Below are 13,349 nucleotides of genomic sequence, written 5' to 3'. Positions count from 1 at the left end.
TCATGATCTCCTTAATCTAACGCGTTACCGGAATAGTCTCAGAGACCGTTCGGCAGATAGTTCTTCACAACCTTGCGGCCATCGGGTTCTGCCAGAACCATGGTGCCGCGTGCATCGCGAATGAACTTGTTCGTGCGCTTGATCATGCCATGGCGCTTGCCAGCGGCAGCCGCCTTGACCTTGCCGGTGGCGGTGATCTTGAACCGCTTCTTGGCAGAGGACTTCGTCTTCATCTTGGGCATTTTGCTACTCCGTTCTGAGAGCTCCTCACCCGCTTCATCAAAGAAGCCCTTCTGCGAAAGCCCTGTCACGGTCTTCGCCAAAGGCGCGGGAGCGTTTGTTGTTGATCTGCGGGGCCAGTGACGAAACCTGCCCGCAAGCATTCGAAACTGCCACGGCATGCCCTGCCGGTCAGTTCGGACGCGCGCTTATAACCGCAGCGTCGTGAAAGTGCAACGGGGAGGATGATGATTCTTGCACCCGCAAGAAACACAAAAGCCGCCCTGTTGGACGGCTTTGAGCGAAAGGATGCGACACCGGTTACTTCGGCGCCAGCACCATCATCATCTGGCGGCCTTCGAGCTTGGGCTCGGCTTCGACCTTGGCAATCTCAAGCGTGTCGGCCTTGACCTGCTGGAGAAGCTTCATGCCGAGTTCCTGGTGGGCCATTTCGCGGCCACGGAACTTCAGCGTTACCTTCACCTTGTCACCTTCGTCAAAGAAGCGGCCCATCGCCTTCATCTTCACTTCATAGTCATGAGTGTCGATGTTCGGACGCATTTTGATTTCTTTGACTTCAACCACCTTCTGCTTCTTGCGCGCCTCGGCGGCCTTCTTCTGGTTGGCATATTTCAGCTTGCCCAGATCGAGGATCTTACACACCGGCGGCTCGACATTGGGAGAAATTTCGACGAGGTCGAGGCCGGCTTCTTCCGCCATTCTCAAGGCCTGGTCGGTAGGCACGACGCCCAGATTCTCACCGTTCGCCCCAATCAGCTGAACTTTGGGAATGCGGATTTCACGGTTCGAACGCGGTCCATCCTTTACGGGCGCGTCGGTTTTAAAGGGTCTGCGAATGGTCGTATTCTCCTCGCGTTGTTCGGAACGTTGCAGCTTCGTGTCCCAGTTCGAAAGGGGGCACAAACGGGTCACGCCATCACTGCAACGGATTCAATAACATCCTATAGCGGAAAAATCACCTGCTGTCAGCCTGTCAAGAATCTGTTTTATAGACCAAAATAATAGGAGTTCTGCCCGATGTCCGACGAGATGCCCATTCTTCAGCCGAAGTTCCTGACAGTCGGTGAAGACGAGGACGCACGGCAGATCGCCATGCTGCTGCGGCCGGCGCGGACAGGCGCCGACCTTCCCGCCCTCGTCTGGCTATCCGGCTACCGATCCGACATGAGCGGCAGCAAGGCCGTCGAAATCGACCGGCTGGCGGAGGAACTGGGTGCCGCCTGCATCCGCCTCGACTATTCCGGTCACGGGCTTTCCGGCGGTACCTTCACCGACGGCACGATCTCGCGGTGGCTGCAGGAGGCGCTCGCGGTGATCCGCGATACCGCCCCCAAACGGATGATCCTCATCGGCTCTTCGATGGGCGGCTGGATCGCACTCAGAGTGGCGCAGGAGCTTGCGAAAGACGGCGGTCCAAAGCTCGAAGGCATGGTGTTGATAGCGCCGGCGCCGGACTTCACCTCTGATCTCATCGAGCCGCACCTCAAGAAGAAGGAACGCGCCTCGCTGGAGGAGCGCGGCTATTTCGAGGAACGCTCGCAGTATAGCCCGGAGCCCAACATCTATACACGCGCCCTCATCGAGGACGGCCGCCAGAACCGGGTGCTGACCGGCATTATCGAAACAGGCTGCCCAATCCATATCCTGCAGGGCATGAAAGATGCTGACGTGCCCTATCTGCATGCGATGAAACTCGTGGAACATCTTCCTGCCGACGACGTGGTGCTGACCTTCATCCGCGACGGCGACCACAGGCTGTCGCGCCCCCAGGACATCGAGCGGCTGCGCAGCGCCGTCAAAGGCCTCATCCGATAGACTGAAGCCAGTCGTCCACCAAAGAATATGCAACTGCCCGAATAGAGGACTTTGGTTGAGCAAGTTATGCTCAGATATCCCTAAGGTTATGTTGCATTTTAACCATGTCTACGAGTTGCAAGGCCCTCCCAAGAAGTAACGATTGACTCCTTTCAGCCCTCTCCGTTAACTGTTTGTTAATAAATGAAGGGCGATGCAGGGAAGTAGGGCGTGCGGATCAAGGGTTTCCTCGTGGCCATGATGGCCGTATTTGCAATGGCGCCGGCCGCTATTCCGGCTCCTAGCAAAAATGCCTCCATGGTGACCGGCAATGCGACATCGCAGCCGGTCGGTCATTACGACTTCTGTCAGACGCACCGCAGCGAATGCGGTGCCAACCGCAATGCCGGTCCGCTCGCCATGACCGGCGCCAAGTGGGCCACGGTCCGTTCGGTCAACGCGACCGTCAACCGCACCATCACGCCGATGACCGACAAGGAAATCTACGGCAAGGACGAGGTCTGGGCCTATCCGACCACGGCTGGCGACTGCGAGGACTTCGCGCTTCTGAAGCGCCGTATCCTCATCCAGCGTGGCTTCTCACCTGCCGATCTGCTGATGACAGTTGTTCGCAAGCCTGATGGTGAAGGTCACGCGGTGCTGACGTTGCGTACTGCCGAGGGCGATTTCGTGCTCGACAACCTGGCTTCCGACGTCAAGCCGTGGTTTGCGACGCCCTATAGCTTCATCAAGCGCCAGTCGAGCTTCAATGCTGGTCGCTGGGTCACCATCGAGAATGGCCGCGACGTTCTGGTCGGCGCTCTGAAATAATTAATTTTGAGGGGACTGTGGGAAAGGCCGGCGAAAGCCGGCCTTTTTCATTTCTGAGCTATGCTTCACGCGTTCCCGATGAAAATACCGGCTGCGAGCACGAGGCTGCCGCCGACGACCACCTGGAAGGCGGCGCGCAGGAACGGCGTCTCCATATATTTGTTCTGGATGAAGGCGATCGCCCAGAGCTCGAAGAAGACGATGATGGCGGCGGTAATGGTCGCGGTCCAGAAGTCCGGGATCAGGTAGGGCAGTGCGTGGCCGAGACCGCCGAGCGCCGTCATGATGCCGCAGGCAAGGCCGCGCTTGATCGGCGAGCCGCGGCCCGAGATCTTGCCGTCGTCATGGGCGGCCTCCGTGAAGCCCATGGAGATGCCGGCACCGACCGAGGCCGACAGGCCGACGAGGAAGGTCTGCCAGGTATCCTGCGTGGCAAAAGCCGCAGCGAAGATCGGCGCCAGCGTCGAGACCGAACCATCCATCAGACCGGCAAGGCCCGGCTGCACATAGGTCAGGACGAACTGGCGGCGCGCGGTCTCATCCTCCTCCTTTTTTACATCGTCAGGCGTGTGCTTGTCGCCCAGCATGCGGGCGATGTCCTCATGGCCCTGTTCGGCGAGAGCGAGATCGCCAAGCAACTGACGGGTGGAGGCATCGGAGGTCTGCTTGATCGCCTCGACATAGAAGCGGTAGGCCTGCTCCTCCATCGCCTCGGCTTCCTGCCTGATGGCATCGAGAGAGAGGTTGGCACGCAGCCAGTCCGGTTTGCGCTCGTAAAAGCCCTCGACATGCTCGCGGCGGATCAGCGGGATGCGTTCACCGAAGCGCTGGCGGTGAATTTCGATCAGCGACTTTCGGTGCGTGTCCTCCACCTCCGCCATATCTTCAAACACCTTGGCAGAGGCCGGAAACTCCTGTCGCAAATGCTCCGCGTAGGCGAGATAGATGCGGGCATCATCTTCTTCCGAGGCGATGGCGAGCGCCAGGATTTCCTGCTCGGAGAGAGAGCGGAAGGAACGTTTCGGTGATCTGAAAAAACGGGCCAACATAAGGAATCTCCAGTAATTTAGAATTATTCTAAATCTAAAGAGGCAACCCGCGTGGGTCAAGATCAAAGCCCGGCGGGATTGACAGAATGCCGCGATCTGCCGATCGCGCTTTGCTGAGGCAGCACGTCAACCTATATGGAAGCTGCTGCAGCACGCGGCACCGGGGTTAAAGATGAATAGCGAGATACAGGGACGAGCCGCGCATGTTGCCGCGATCCGTGAAAAAGCCGAGGCTGAGATGAAGGCGATCGGCGTGGACGAGGCCTTCATTTCGAAGCTGGTGGAGACTTTCTACGGGCGGGTGCTCAGGCATCCCGAGCTCGGACCTGTCTTTGATGCGCGGCTTTCCGGCCGCTGGCCCGAACATATGCAGAAGATGAAGAGCTTCTGGTCGTCCGTCGCCTTTCGCAGCGGCGCCTATGGCGGCAAGCCGGTGCAGGCGCATCTCGGCGTTGCGAACATGACGCCGGAGCTTTTCCCGAAATGGCTTTCGCTGTTTTCGCAAACGCTCGACGATGTGGCACCGACGCCGGAAGCCAAGGAGTGGTTCATGGCGACTGCGGAGCGGATCGCAAAGAGCCTGACGCTGTCGCTCTTCTACAATCCAGCGCTTGACGATCCCGCGAAGAAGATGGGCTGACGCTTTACTGCCTTGCCGAAAAGGTCGCGCCAGCGCTTGCGGCGACGACCAAAGCCGTTCCGGCCATCTGCAGAAGCGTCATAGGCTGTGCCAGAATGACGAAGCCTGCGAGGGCTGCAATGGCGGGTTCCAGGCTCATGAGGATGCCGAAGGAGGCCGTCGGCATGCGCCGCAGCGCGATCAGCTCCAGTGTGTAGGGCAGCAGTGGCACCAGAATGGCTAGGCCCGCCATTTCAATCAGGCCGTCGGCATCAAGCTTCGGCACCGTGCCAGCAAAGCCGAAGGGCGTTGCGACCACCGCGGCAACCATGAGCGACATGGAAAGTCCTTCAAGACCCTTGAAGCTTGCGCCGATCTTCTTCGTGAGCACGATATAGATTGCCCAGCCGGTTCCCGCACCAAATGCAAAGAGAACACCAAGGGGATCCCCAACCCAGCCTTCCCCGTCATGAGCGAGGGCCAGAACGCCGAAAGCGGCAATGAGCGGCCAGATGAGGCGCCGGCTCAATCCGTAGCCAATGGTCGCGACGGAAAGCGGTCCGAGAAAATCGATCGCGACGGCGAGACCGAGCGGAATGCGCTCGATCGACGAGAAAAAACTCATCGTCATCAGCGCCGTGGTCGTGCCGAGGACCAGGGCACTTGTCCACTGGGCGCGGCTGTAGCTGAAGATGCGCGGGCGCACCGCGATTGCCAGAAAGATGGCAGCGAAAGCGAGGCGCAGCCAGGTGGCACCGACCGGCCCATAGGTGGCGATGGCGGAGGAGGACAGCGCCGCCCCGAACTGGATGGAGGACATGGACATGAGGCACATCAAGCCGCCGGCAGCCACACCGCCAAATGCAGCAGGCGTCTTCGCCGTTAGCGTGCCCGGTCCGGCGCTCGTTCTTTCTTCCATTGATATCTCCGATTGCGCGCTCTTCATAGGAGAGCAGCGCATGAGCGACAAATTCAAACTTCTGATCGGGGCAGCAAAAGGCTTGATGCGATATCAGAGGCGGCCTGAGAGGATCACCTCTTCGGCGTCTTCGAAGCTCATACCGAAAACCTTCTTGCCGATCTCGAAGCTGAAGCCGTTGCGGGCGAAGGCAGAGAGCTCCTTTGCCTTTCGTTTTTCGTCAAGCTCGACGCGGCGGAACGGGCCGAAGGCGCGTTTGCGGGCGAATATCGCCGCGGCATAGAGATCGTCAGCCTCTTCGAGTGCAACCTCCACCTTGTCGCTGGAGACGCCTTTGACCGCAAGCTTCTGGGCAATGGCGCGCTTCGACTTGCCGCTGCGCACGGCGGAACGCGTGCTGATTTCAGCATAGGCGCTATCGTCGATCGCCTTGTTGTCATAGGCAAATTTGACGGCGAAATCGGCGACAGCCTTGATCTGCGCTGCGCTGATGTCCTCGAATTTCTCCTTCGCCTTGCGGGTGATGGCGTCAAAGAGCTGCTTTTCCGTCATCATGCGCCGCTCGAGACGATAGATGGTCGAGTTGCGTGCCCAGCTCAGCATGCGGGGCGTCGGGATATCGGATGGAACGGTCTCGTCGGTCATCAGGAGGAGATCAGACTTCCAGACCCTTGAGCACATTGGCGACATTGAGGCCGATCTCCGGCACTCCGTAGCCGCCCTCCATGCAGGTGACGACCGGCAGGCCGGCGGCTGAGATCATCTCGCCCATGCGAATGAAGTCCTCCGATTTCAGCTTGAAGAAGGAAATCGGATCGCGCTCGAACGTATCGACGCCAAGCGCCACGACGATGGCTTCCGCACCGAAGGCCTTGATGCGAGAAAGCGCATCGGCAAGGGCTGCCGACCAGACATCGAAACTGGTGCCGGGCGCCATCGGGTAATTGCGGTTGGCGCCCTCGCCCTGCCCTTCGCCGGCTTCATCGGCATGACCGAGGAAATAGGGAAAGGCGTGGATGGGATCGCCATGCAGCGAGGCGGTGAAGACATCACTGCGACGATAGAAGAGATCCTGCGTCCCATTGCCGTGATGAAAATCGACATCGAGCACGGCAACCTTCCTGGCGCCGTGATCCAGCAGACGCTGGGCCGCCACGCCGGAATTATTGATGAAGCAATAGCCGCCGAAGAGATCGATGCCCGCGTGATGGCCCGGCGGGCGGCAGAGCGCGAAGGCGAAGCGGTGGCCGGCATTCAGCCAGTCCGAACCTGTCATCGCGCAGCGCATGGAGGCAACAGCCGCCTCATAAGAGCCCTTGGTGATGGATGTGTCGGCGGCATTCGCATAATGGCCGATCACGCCGACGATGTTTTCGGGCACACGCTGGCTGGTGCGGCGGATGGGGAAGGAATTGGCGATCGCCTCGCCCTTATATCCTGCCGCCACCCAGCGATCCCACACTGTCGCCAGGAATTCCAGATAAGCCGGATCATGCACCTTGCGCGCCGTTTCGAGACCGTGCGGTTCGGGGGCGACGACATCCGAAAAGCCCGCCTCCCTCACTGCGGCGAGAATCCATTCCGCCCGGAACGGCGCCTCGAAAGGCGTCACGAGCTGGCCATCATGCAGCTCCGTCTTCGCATCACGCAGCTTGTGGTCTTCGGAATAGATGACGCGCACGAGTGTCCTCCGCAAATCAGTCTGTCAGACTCAAGCCTTACACAGGCCCGTCTAAAGAAAAAAGCGCTGAACACGCCTTGATCGCCACTGCAGATGACGCCACGTTCAACCCGATTTCAGAATGCGTCCCTTTTCCTCAAGAGATTAAGCCCGATGAAAATCCTGATGGTCGATGTCGATGGCGTGCTGGTTCACGGACGGCCGGCGGATGGTCTGCCGCTCTTCACTTATCTCGAGCGCGACCTAGGTCTGCCTGCGCCGTTACTTCAACAGGAATTCTTCAAGCCTTACTGGGTCGGCATCGTCACCGGCCAGGAGCCGATCGAACCCCGCCTGACGGAGGTTCTCGGCCGGATCGCACCGCATCTTAACGCCCAGACCTTGCTCGACTACTGGTTCGAAAACGACTCCCGCCTCGACCGGCAGCTGCTCGACGATCTCGCCCGCCTAAAGGACAAGGGCACGCTTCTTTACCTCGCCACCAACCAGGAACACCAGCGCGCTGCTTACCTGCGTGACGTGCTGGGGCTCGGCGCGCTTTTCGACGGCATGTTCTATTCTGCCGCACTTGGCGCGCGAAAGCCTTTCAGCGATTTCTTCCGGCTTGCTACGCAAGACGTTGGCGCTGCCCCTGATGACATCGGCTTCATCGACGATGTCGAGGAGAATATCGTGGCGGCCAAGGATTTCGGCTGGAAGGCTCTGCATTGGACGCCGGCTTCAAGACTGGCCGACGCGATAGACGCCTTTACACAACGCGATCAGGCCACGCGCTTGTAAAAGAAGGTGGTGGCGCACAGGCCACCTTCAGGCCAGAGCGCATAATCGGGAATGACGCCGACCCGCTCCCAGCCGAGACGTGGGTAGATGGCTTCAGCATCGCTGCCGGTTGCCGTGTCGAGGACGAGAATCGTCTTGCCGCGACGGGCCGCTTCCCGTTCGGCCATGTCCATCAGCAGGCGCGCCAAACCATGGCCGCGAGCGGAGCGGTGAACAAGCAGCTTCTTCAGATCGCCGCGGTGCGGCTGGTTCGGCATCTGCGCAGCGCCGACCTGGACGGTGCCGATTATTTTGCCATCCATTTCGGCGCCGAAGAGCAGAGTGGCGCCATCGGCCACGGCTTCAGCGACGCCGCGCCAATAGGGTTCAGCATCCGCAGGTGTATAGGGCTGCATGAAACCGACCGAGGCGCCGCCATTGACGCAATCGGCAAGCACGTCGCAGAGGTCGGGAATCGCCGCGTGTGCCTCGGCGGCGGAGAGAAGGCGGATGGTCGGCATGATAGGTCCCCTGTAAATGAGCGTGTGAATTAACGGTCGCCGCGGTCCAGCACGACACAATAGCGTGCCGGCGCGTGACCCGGATTGTGAAAGACATGGCCGTCGCCGACCGGCATGAAGAGACAGTCGCCGGGCTTGAGGCGATGGACGGTCTCGCCGGCGGTCATTTCCAACTCACCATCGAAGAGCCAGACGTGCTGTGTCATGCCGCGGCTGGCGGTATGCGGCGGGAAGCTGACCCGTGCGCCAGCCGGAAATTCGACATCAACGATATCGACATCCGAGGCTGTGCCCGGCGGCGAGACGGCGCGGCGCATATAGCCGGTTTCCGGATCGCGCCAGATCTGCTGGTCCTGACGACGCGAGAGCGGCGACGCTTCCTGCCCTTCATCGGCAAAAAACTCTGAAAGCGACAGGCCGAGCGCGGCGCAGACCCTCGCCAACAGCGAGGCCGTTGGGCTCGCTTCTGCGCGCTCGATCCGGGAGATCATCGCGCGGCTCACGCCGGAAGCAGTAGCGAGATCATCCAGTGTCAGCCCCTTTTCCGTCCGCAGCATGCGAATACGGATGCCGATTGCCTGCTCGAATTCCTGTTCCATTTGTCAATCCATGATTCCACTATAAGAGAAATACATGATCCAATGATGGAATCAAGTCCTCGCGAGCAGCCTTGCTTTCACCATGGCGGCGTCGATATATGGCAGCGGCGATTCAAGAGCGGAGAGCAAGATGGACGGTATTGCGCAAGGCACTGAGCCGGCGGAGAGCTTCACGGCTGCCGCCTGGGACAGGATCAAGCCCATCATGGCCGAGATCGAGCGATTGCCGCTGCTGGAACGACTTTCGAATGGCACGCTGCCACCGGAGGTTTTCCGCCAATACATCCTGCAGGATGCGATCTACCTGAAGCATTATGCTCGCTGCCTCGCCATCGTCGCGGCCAAGGCGCCCGACAATGCGCAGGTGCTGCGCTTTCTCGGGTCGGCTCAGAAAGCGATCACCGTCGAGCAGGGTCTGCATGCCGGTTTCCTGACGCAGTTCGGGATTTCGAGCGCGGATGTGACGGCGGCAGAGCCCTCGCCCTCGTGCTTTGCCTATACGAATTTCCTGCTGGCGACGGCCTATCACAGCTCCTATGCGGTGGCACTGTCGGCGATCCTGCCCTGCTTCTGGATCTATTGGCATGTCGGCGAAGGCATCAAGAGCAGGCCGGCGATCGAGGGCAATGTGTTCCAGGCCTGGATCAACACCTATGGCGATCCGCAATTTGCAGCCGGCGCGCGCGAAGTGATTGCGCTGACTGACATTGCCGCCCGCGCCGCCTCGCCGGTGGAGCGCCAGCAGATGATGGAGGTTTTCGTGCGCGCCTCCCAATATGAATGGATGTTCTGGGATTCGGCCTGGCGGCTGGAGACCTGGCCGGTCTGAGCCACACGCCACAGTCTGCAAAATAGGGTAAACCCCGGTATAATTACCGCTTTGCGGGCGATCTGCGCGCTGCTATATGGCGCGCATGAGCACCAATTCGACGACTCCGCTATCCCATATCCGCAACTTCTCGATCGTGGCCCACATCGACCACGGCAAATCGACGCTTGCTGACCGCCTGATCCAGACGACCGGCGGCCTTGCCGAGCGTGAGATGTCCGAGCAGGTGCTCGACAACATGGATATCGAGCGCGAGCGCGGCATCACCATCAAGGCACAGACCGTTCGCCTGCACTACCAGGCGAAGAATGGCGAGAAATACATTCTCAACCTCATCGACACGCCCGGCCACGTCGACTTCGCCTATGAAGTCTCTCGTTCGCTGTCGGCCTGCGAGGGTTCGCTGCTTGTCGTCGACGCCTCGCAGGGCGTGGAGGCGCAGACGCTCGCCAACGTCTACCAGGCGATCGACAACAACCATGAGATCGTAACCGTCCTTAACAAGATCGACCTGCCGGCCGCTGAACCGGATCGCATCAAGGAACAGATCGAGGAAGTGATCGGCATCGATGCGTCGGAAGCCGTGCTGATCTCGGCCAAGACCGGCCTCGGCATTCCCGATGTGCTGGAAGCGATCGTCCACAAGCTGCCGGCGCCGAAGAGCCCGGGCGGCGAAAAGGCGCCGCTGAAGGCGCTGCTCGTCGACAGCTGGTACGATACCTATCTCGGCGTCATGGTTCTGGTGCGCGTCATCGACGGTGTGCTGACCAAGGGCCAGACCGTGCGAATGATGGGCACGGATGCGAAATACCAGGTGGAGCGCGTCGGCGTGCTGACACCGAAGATGGTCAATGTCGACAGCCTCGGCCCCGGCGAAATCGGCTTCATTACCGCTTCGATCAAGGAAGTGGCCGATACCCGCGTCGGCGATACAATCACCGAGGACAAGCGGCCGACGGCTGAAGCGCTGCCGGGCTTCAAGCCGGCGCAGCCAGTGGTGTTCTGCGGTCTCTTCCCGGTCGACGCGGCCGATTTCGAGGATCTGCGCGCCGCCATGGGCAAGCTTCGCCTCAACGACGCTTCTTTCTCCTTCGAAATGGAATCGTCTGCTGCCCTCGGCTTCGGTTTCCGTTGCGGCTTCCTTGGCCTTCTGCATCTCGAAATCATCCAGGAACGGCTGGAGCGCGAGTTCGATCTCGACCTCATCGCAACCGCACCGTCCGTCGTCTACAAGATGTACATGACCGACGGCACGGAGCGCGAGCTGCACAACCCGGCCGACATGCCCGATGTCGTCAAGATCTCGGAAATCCACGAACCGTGGATCCGCGCGACGATCCTGACGCCGGACGATTATCTCGGCGGTATCCTGAAGCTCTGCCAGGACCGGCGCGGCATCCAGATCGAGCTCACCTATGTCGGTACGCGCGCGATGCTGACCTACGACCTGCCGCTCAACGAAGTCGTCTTCGATTTCTATGACCGGCTGAAATCAATCTCGAAGGGCTATGCCTCCTTCGACTACACGCTCACCGACCATCGCGAGGGCAACCTCGTGAAGATGTCGATTCTCGTTAACGGCGAGCCGGTCGACGCTCTGTCGATGATGGTGCACCGGACGGCCGCCGAAAAGCGCGGCCGCGACATGTGCGAGAAGCTCAAGGAGCTGATCCCGAAGCACATGTTCAAGATCCCGATCCAAGCCGCGATCGGCGGCAACGTGATTGCCCGCGAGACGATCTCGGCACTGCGCAAGGACGTGACCGCAAAATGCTACGGCGGCGACGCTACCCGCAAGCGCAAGCTGCTCGACAAGCAGAAGGCCGGCAAAAAGCGGATGCGCCAGTTCGGCAAGGTGGAAATCCCGCAGGAAGCATTTATTGCTGCGCTGAAGATGGGCGACGAGTAGGTTAAGCTATCCGGATTCAGCCCAAAATATGAACGAAAGGCTGGCCATCGAGCCAGCCTTTTGCGTTTTAAAGCCCGGCCACCCAGCGATGCCATTCTTCCTCGCTGCCGCGGAAGACATTGAGATCGATGCGGCCTTCGACGCCGTGTGACAGGCCCGAACCGGAATATTGCCAGAAGAGCCATTTACGGTTCGGATAGACCTTCGAAGGATGCTCGGCGACTGCGCGCAGCCAGAAATGATAGTTCTGGAAGGCGCCTTCGAGATTGTCGGCGTAGAAATCCGGGGCCGTATAGATGATCGGGCGCTTGCCGTAATGGCGCTCGATCTTTTCCATGAAGACCTGCATCTTTTCCAGGACGCGGGCGCGCGAAAGCTTCACCTTGCAACTCGATTCGCCGTTCCACTCCACGTCGATGACTGGCGGCAGCGCATCCGGATCGCGCGGGACGTTGCGGATGAACCAGTCAGCCTGTTCACCGGCCGTGCGGCACCAGTAGAAGAAGTGATAGGCGCCGCGCTTGATGCCGGCTTCCTTGGCGCGCCGCCAGTTGGTCTTGAACATCGGGTCAAGGTGATCGCCGCCATCCGTCGCCTTGATGAAGGCGAAGTTGGCGCCGCGGGTTCTGAGCGTTTCCCAGTCGATATCGCCCTGCCAGCGCGAGACATCGACGCCGTGGACGGCGAGCTTGCGCGGAGAGATCTTGCCGAAATTGATCGGCTTGGCATCGCGGAAACCATAGCCGTAAACGCGCGAACGGCCGCGGGTCGGCGGCTCGATGGCGGGTGAGGCCGCCATGGCGAATTCGACAGGGCGTTCGCTCGGAACCGGCATTCCGGGCTGCGATGTGGCTGAAGGCGTCACTGCCGAGAAGGCGCGGGACTCTGGCACGGGCGCTTCCCAGGCGAGGCTTGCCTGCGGCATTGCATCGTCCGTTTCAGTTGCAGCGAGTGTTGCCTGCGGCACAGGTGCCGGCGGCGGGGTAACGGAAGCCGTGATTTCCTTCGAAGGCTTCGAAGTGACGCCTGCTGAAAGACTTTCCGGACCGGAAGCCGACGAGCAGCCCGCCAGAGCGAGGCAGGCAACGAGGATCGCTGGGATAGCCGTGGAACGCATGAGCACCGTTACGCAAAACAAGAACCAGGGCGCTTCAGCCATTCTGCGAAGACACCAATCCGGAATAGCTAACGGAAAATTATCAAAAAAGACTGAATCCGAACTTTCGGTCCGCTGATTCGGCAGCGGGCACATTGCAGCGCCTTTTGCGAGCGTCTAGATCCCTCAGATAAAAGGAGATTCCCATGACCGAGAAAGCCCGTGTGACGATCCTCTACTGCACCCAGTGCAACTGGCTGCTACGCGCCGCTTGGATGGCGCAGGAACTGCTGCAGACTTTTGCGGACAGCCTTGGCGAGGTGGCGCTCATTCCCGGCACCGGCGGCAATTTCGAAATCCGCGTCAACGGCGATCTGATCTGGGAGCGCAAGCGCGACGGCGGTTTTCCGGGGCCGAAGGAACTCAAGCAGCGCGTGCGCGACATCATCGAGCCCGACCGCGACCTCGGCCATACCGACCGCGCTTCGCTGGAGAGCTGACGC

General features: G+C 60.2%; 16 protein-coding genes. 7 read left to right on the top strand and 9 right to left on the bottom strand.

The genetic code is table 11. From position 1 onward, the window contains the following. Window positions 1-38: 38 nt before the first annotated feature. Window positions 39-242: a 50S ribosomal protein L35 gene (rpmI, locus tag AB8B33_RS23745; protein ID WP_004108077.1), complete on the bottom strand. Its 204-nt coding sequence runs from the start codon at window positions 240-242 to the stop codon at window positions 39-41. Between the two features lie 298 nt (window positions 243-540). After that, window positions 541-1,077, bottom strand: a complete 537-nt coding sequence (gene infC / locus AB8B33_RS23740; protein ID WP_113325702.1) for a translation initiation factor IF-3 — start codon at window positions 1,075-1,077, stop codon at window positions 541-543. Window positions 1,078-1,257: 180 nt separating this feature from the next. Here infC and AB8B33_RS23735 point away from each other — a divergent pair, with 180 nt between their 5' ends. After that, a complete protein-coding gene (locus AB8B33_RS23735; protein WP_439017078.1) occupies window positions 1,258-2,055 on the top strand; it encodes an alpha/beta hydrolase in 798 nt (265 codons plus the stop codon). Between the two features lie 210 nt (window positions 2,056-2,265). Further along, complete coding sequence (locus AB8B33_RS23730; RefSeq protein WP_113325690.1) at window positions 2,266-2,865, top strand: transglutaminase-like cysteine peptidase; 600 nt, start codon at window positions 2,266-2,268, stop codon at window positions 2,863-2,865. A 65-nt stretch (window positions 2,866-2,930) separates the two neighbouring features. Here AB8B33_RS23730 and mbfA read toward each other — a convergent pair whose 3' ends face one another. Beyond that, complete coding sequence (gene mbfA / locus AB8B33_RS23725) at window positions 2,931-3,914, bottom strand: iron exporter MbfA (RefSeq protein ID WP_113325689.1); 984 nt, start codon at window positions 3,912-3,914, stop codon at window positions 2,931-2,933. Window positions 3,915-4,086: 172 nt separating this feature from the next. On the opposite strand from mbfA, the gene AB8B33_RS23720 reads away from it, so the two are divergent. Continuing rightward, window positions 4,087-4,554 (top strand): truncated hemoglobin, encoded by a 468-nt coding sequence (locus tag AB8B33_RS23720; protein WP_113325688.1) that lies wholly within the window; start codon window positions 4,087-4,089, stop codon window positions 4,552-4,554. Window positions 4,555-4,558: 4 nt separating this feature from the next. Here AB8B33_RS23720 and AB8B33_RS23715 read toward each other — a convergent pair whose 3' ends face one another. The 3 genes from AB8B33_RS23715 to AB8B33_RS23705 form a co-directional block, all read right to left on the bottom strand. Further along, a complete protein-coding gene (locus AB8B33_RS23715) occupies window positions 4,559-5,452 on the bottom strand; it encodes an EamA family transporter (RefSeq protein ID WP_439017077.1) in 894 nt (297 codons plus the stop codon). Window positions 5,453-5,545: 93 nt separating this feature from the next. Beyond that, complete coding sequence (gene recX, locus AB8B33_RS23710) at window positions 5,546-6,097, bottom strand: recombination regulator RecX (RefSeq protein ID WP_439017076.1); 552 nt, start codon at window positions 6,095-6,097, stop codon at window positions 5,546-5,548. Window positions 6,098-6,107: 10 nt separating this feature from the next. Then, entirely contained in the window at window positions 6,108-7,133 is a 1,026-nt protein-coding gene (locus tag AB8B33_RS23705; RefSeq protein WP_439017075.1) for a histone deacetylase family protein, read from the bottom strand. A 153-nt stretch (window positions 7,134-7,286) separates the two neighbouring features. On the opposite strand from AB8B33_RS23705, the gene AB8B33_RS23700 reads away from it, so the two are divergent. Next, window positions 7,287-7,913 carry an HAD-IA family hydrolase gene (locus tag AB8B33_RS23700; RefSeq protein ID WP_113325660.1) on the top strand — a complete coding sequence of 209 codons (627 nt, stop codon included), beginning with the start codon at window positions 7,287-7,289 and terminating at the stop codon, window positions 7,911-7,913. On the opposite strand, the gene AB8B33_RS23695 is transcribed toward AB8B33_RS23700, so the two are convergent. Next, window positions 7,895-8,413 (bottom strand): GNAT family N-acetyltransferase, encoded by a 519-nt coding sequence (locus AB8B33_RS23695; RefSeq protein ID WP_439017074.1) that lies wholly within the window; start codon window positions 8,411-8,413, stop codon window positions 7,895-7,897. The two genes, AB8B33_RS23700 and AB8B33_RS23695, sit on opposite strands and share 19 nt — an antisense overlap. 29 nt (window positions 8,414-8,442) lie before the next feature. Continuing rightward, window positions 8,443-9,012 (bottom strand): XRE family transcriptional regulator, encoded by a 570-nt coding sequence (locus AB8B33_RS23690; RefSeq protein ID WP_113325661.1) that lies wholly within the window; start codon window positions 9,010-9,012, stop codon window positions 8,443-8,445. Window positions 9,013-9,142: 130 nt separating this feature from the next. Between AB8B33_RS23690 and tenA the strand changes: the two genes are divergently transcribed. Together tenA and lepA are read left to right on the top strand one after the other, a co-directional pair. Continuing rightward, window positions 9,143-9,841, top strand: coding sequence for a thiaminase II (gene tenA / locus AB8B33_RS23685; protein ID WP_439017073.1), 699 nt, complete (start codon window positions 9,143-9,145; stop codon window positions 9,839-9,841). 76 nt (window positions 9,842-9,917) lie between these two features. Next, window positions 9,918-11,750 carry a translation elongation factor 4 gene (lepA, locus tag AB8B33_RS23680; protein WP_439017072.1) on the top strand — a complete coding sequence of 611 codons (1,833 nt, stop codon included), beginning with the start codon at window positions 9,918-9,920 and terminating at the stop codon, window positions 11,748-11,750. Window positions 11,751-11,817: 67 nt separating this feature from the next. On the opposite strand, the gene AB8B33_RS23675 is transcribed toward lepA, so the two are convergent. Then, entirely contained in the window at window positions 11,818-12,867 is a 1,050-nt protein-coding gene (locus AB8B33_RS23675) for a GH25 family lysozyme (protein ID WP_439017297.1), read from the bottom strand. Window positions 12,868-13,052: 185 nt separating this feature from the next. Between AB8B33_RS23675 and AB8B33_RS23670 the strand changes: the two genes are divergently transcribed. Then, window positions 13,053-13,346, top strand: coding sequence for a SelT/SelW/SelH family protein (locus AB8B33_RS23670; RefSeq protein ID WP_439017071.1), 294 nt, complete (start codon window positions 13,053-13,055; stop codon window positions 13,344-13,346). Window positions 13,347-13,349 lie beyond the last annotated feature (3 nt).

This window comes from Rhizobium sp. 768_B6_N1_8 (genome assembly GCF_051811225.1).
Classification (GTDB): Bacteria; Pseudomonadota; Alphaproteobacteria; order Rhizobiales; family Rhizobiaceae; genus Rhizobium.
This window is presented reverse-complemented; position numbering and strand designations above follow the sequence as displayed.

Excerpts from the sequence above, each read along its gene's own strand:
- AB8B33_RS23700 (WP_113325660.1), top strand. The coding sequence starts at position 7,287 with ATGAAAATCCTGATGGTCGATGTCGATGGCGTGCTGGTTCACGGACGG.
- AB8B33_RS23715 (WP_439017077.1), bottom strand. The coding sequence starts at position 5,452 with ATGGAAGAAAGAACGAGCGCCGGACCGGGCACGCTAACGGCGAAGACG.
- rpmI (WP_004108077.1), bottom strand. The coding sequence starts at position 242 with ATGCCCAAGATGAAGACGAAGTCCTCTGCCAAGAAGCGGTTCAAGATC.
- AB8B33_RS23690 (WP_113325661.1), bottom strand. The coding sequence starts at position 9,012 with ATGGAACAGGAATTCGAGCAGGCAATCGGCATCCGTATTCGCATGCTG.
- AB8B33_RS23695 (WP_439017074.1), bottom strand. The coding sequence starts at position 8,413 with ATGCCGACCATCCGCCTTCTCTCCGCCGCCGAGGCACACGCGGCGATT.
- AB8B33_RS23670 (WP_439017071.1), top strand. The coding sequence starts at position 13,053 with ATGACCGAGAAAGCCCGTGTGACGATCCTCTACTGCACCCAGTGCAAC.
- lepA (WP_439017072.1), top strand. The coding sequence starts at position 9,918 with ATGGCGCGCATGAGCACCAATTCGACGACTCCGCTATCCCATATCCGC.
- tenA (WP_439017073.1), top strand. The coding sequence starts at position 9,143 with ATGGACGGTATTGCGCAAGGCACTGAGCCGGCGGAGAGCTTCACGGCT.
- mbfA (WP_113325689.1), bottom strand. The coding sequence starts at position 3,914 with ATGTTGGCCCGTTTTTTCAGATCACCGAAACGTTCCTTCCGCTCTCTC.
- recX (WP_439017076.1), bottom strand. The coding sequence starts at position 6,097 with ATGACCGACGAGACCGTTCCATCCGATATCCCGACGCCCCGCATGCTG.
- AB8B33_RS23675 (WP_439017297.1), bottom strand. The coding sequence starts at position 12,867 with ATGCGTTCCACGGCTATCCCAGCGATCCTCGTTGCCTGCCTCGCTCTG.
- AB8B33_RS23735 (WP_439017078.1), top strand. The coding sequence starts at position 1,258 with ATGTCCGACGAGATGCCCATTCTTCAGCCGAAGTTCCTGACAGTCGGT.
- AB8B33_RS23720 (WP_113325688.1), top strand. The coding sequence starts at position 4,087 with ATGAATAGCGAGATACAGGGACGAGCCGCGCATGTTGCCGCGATCCGT.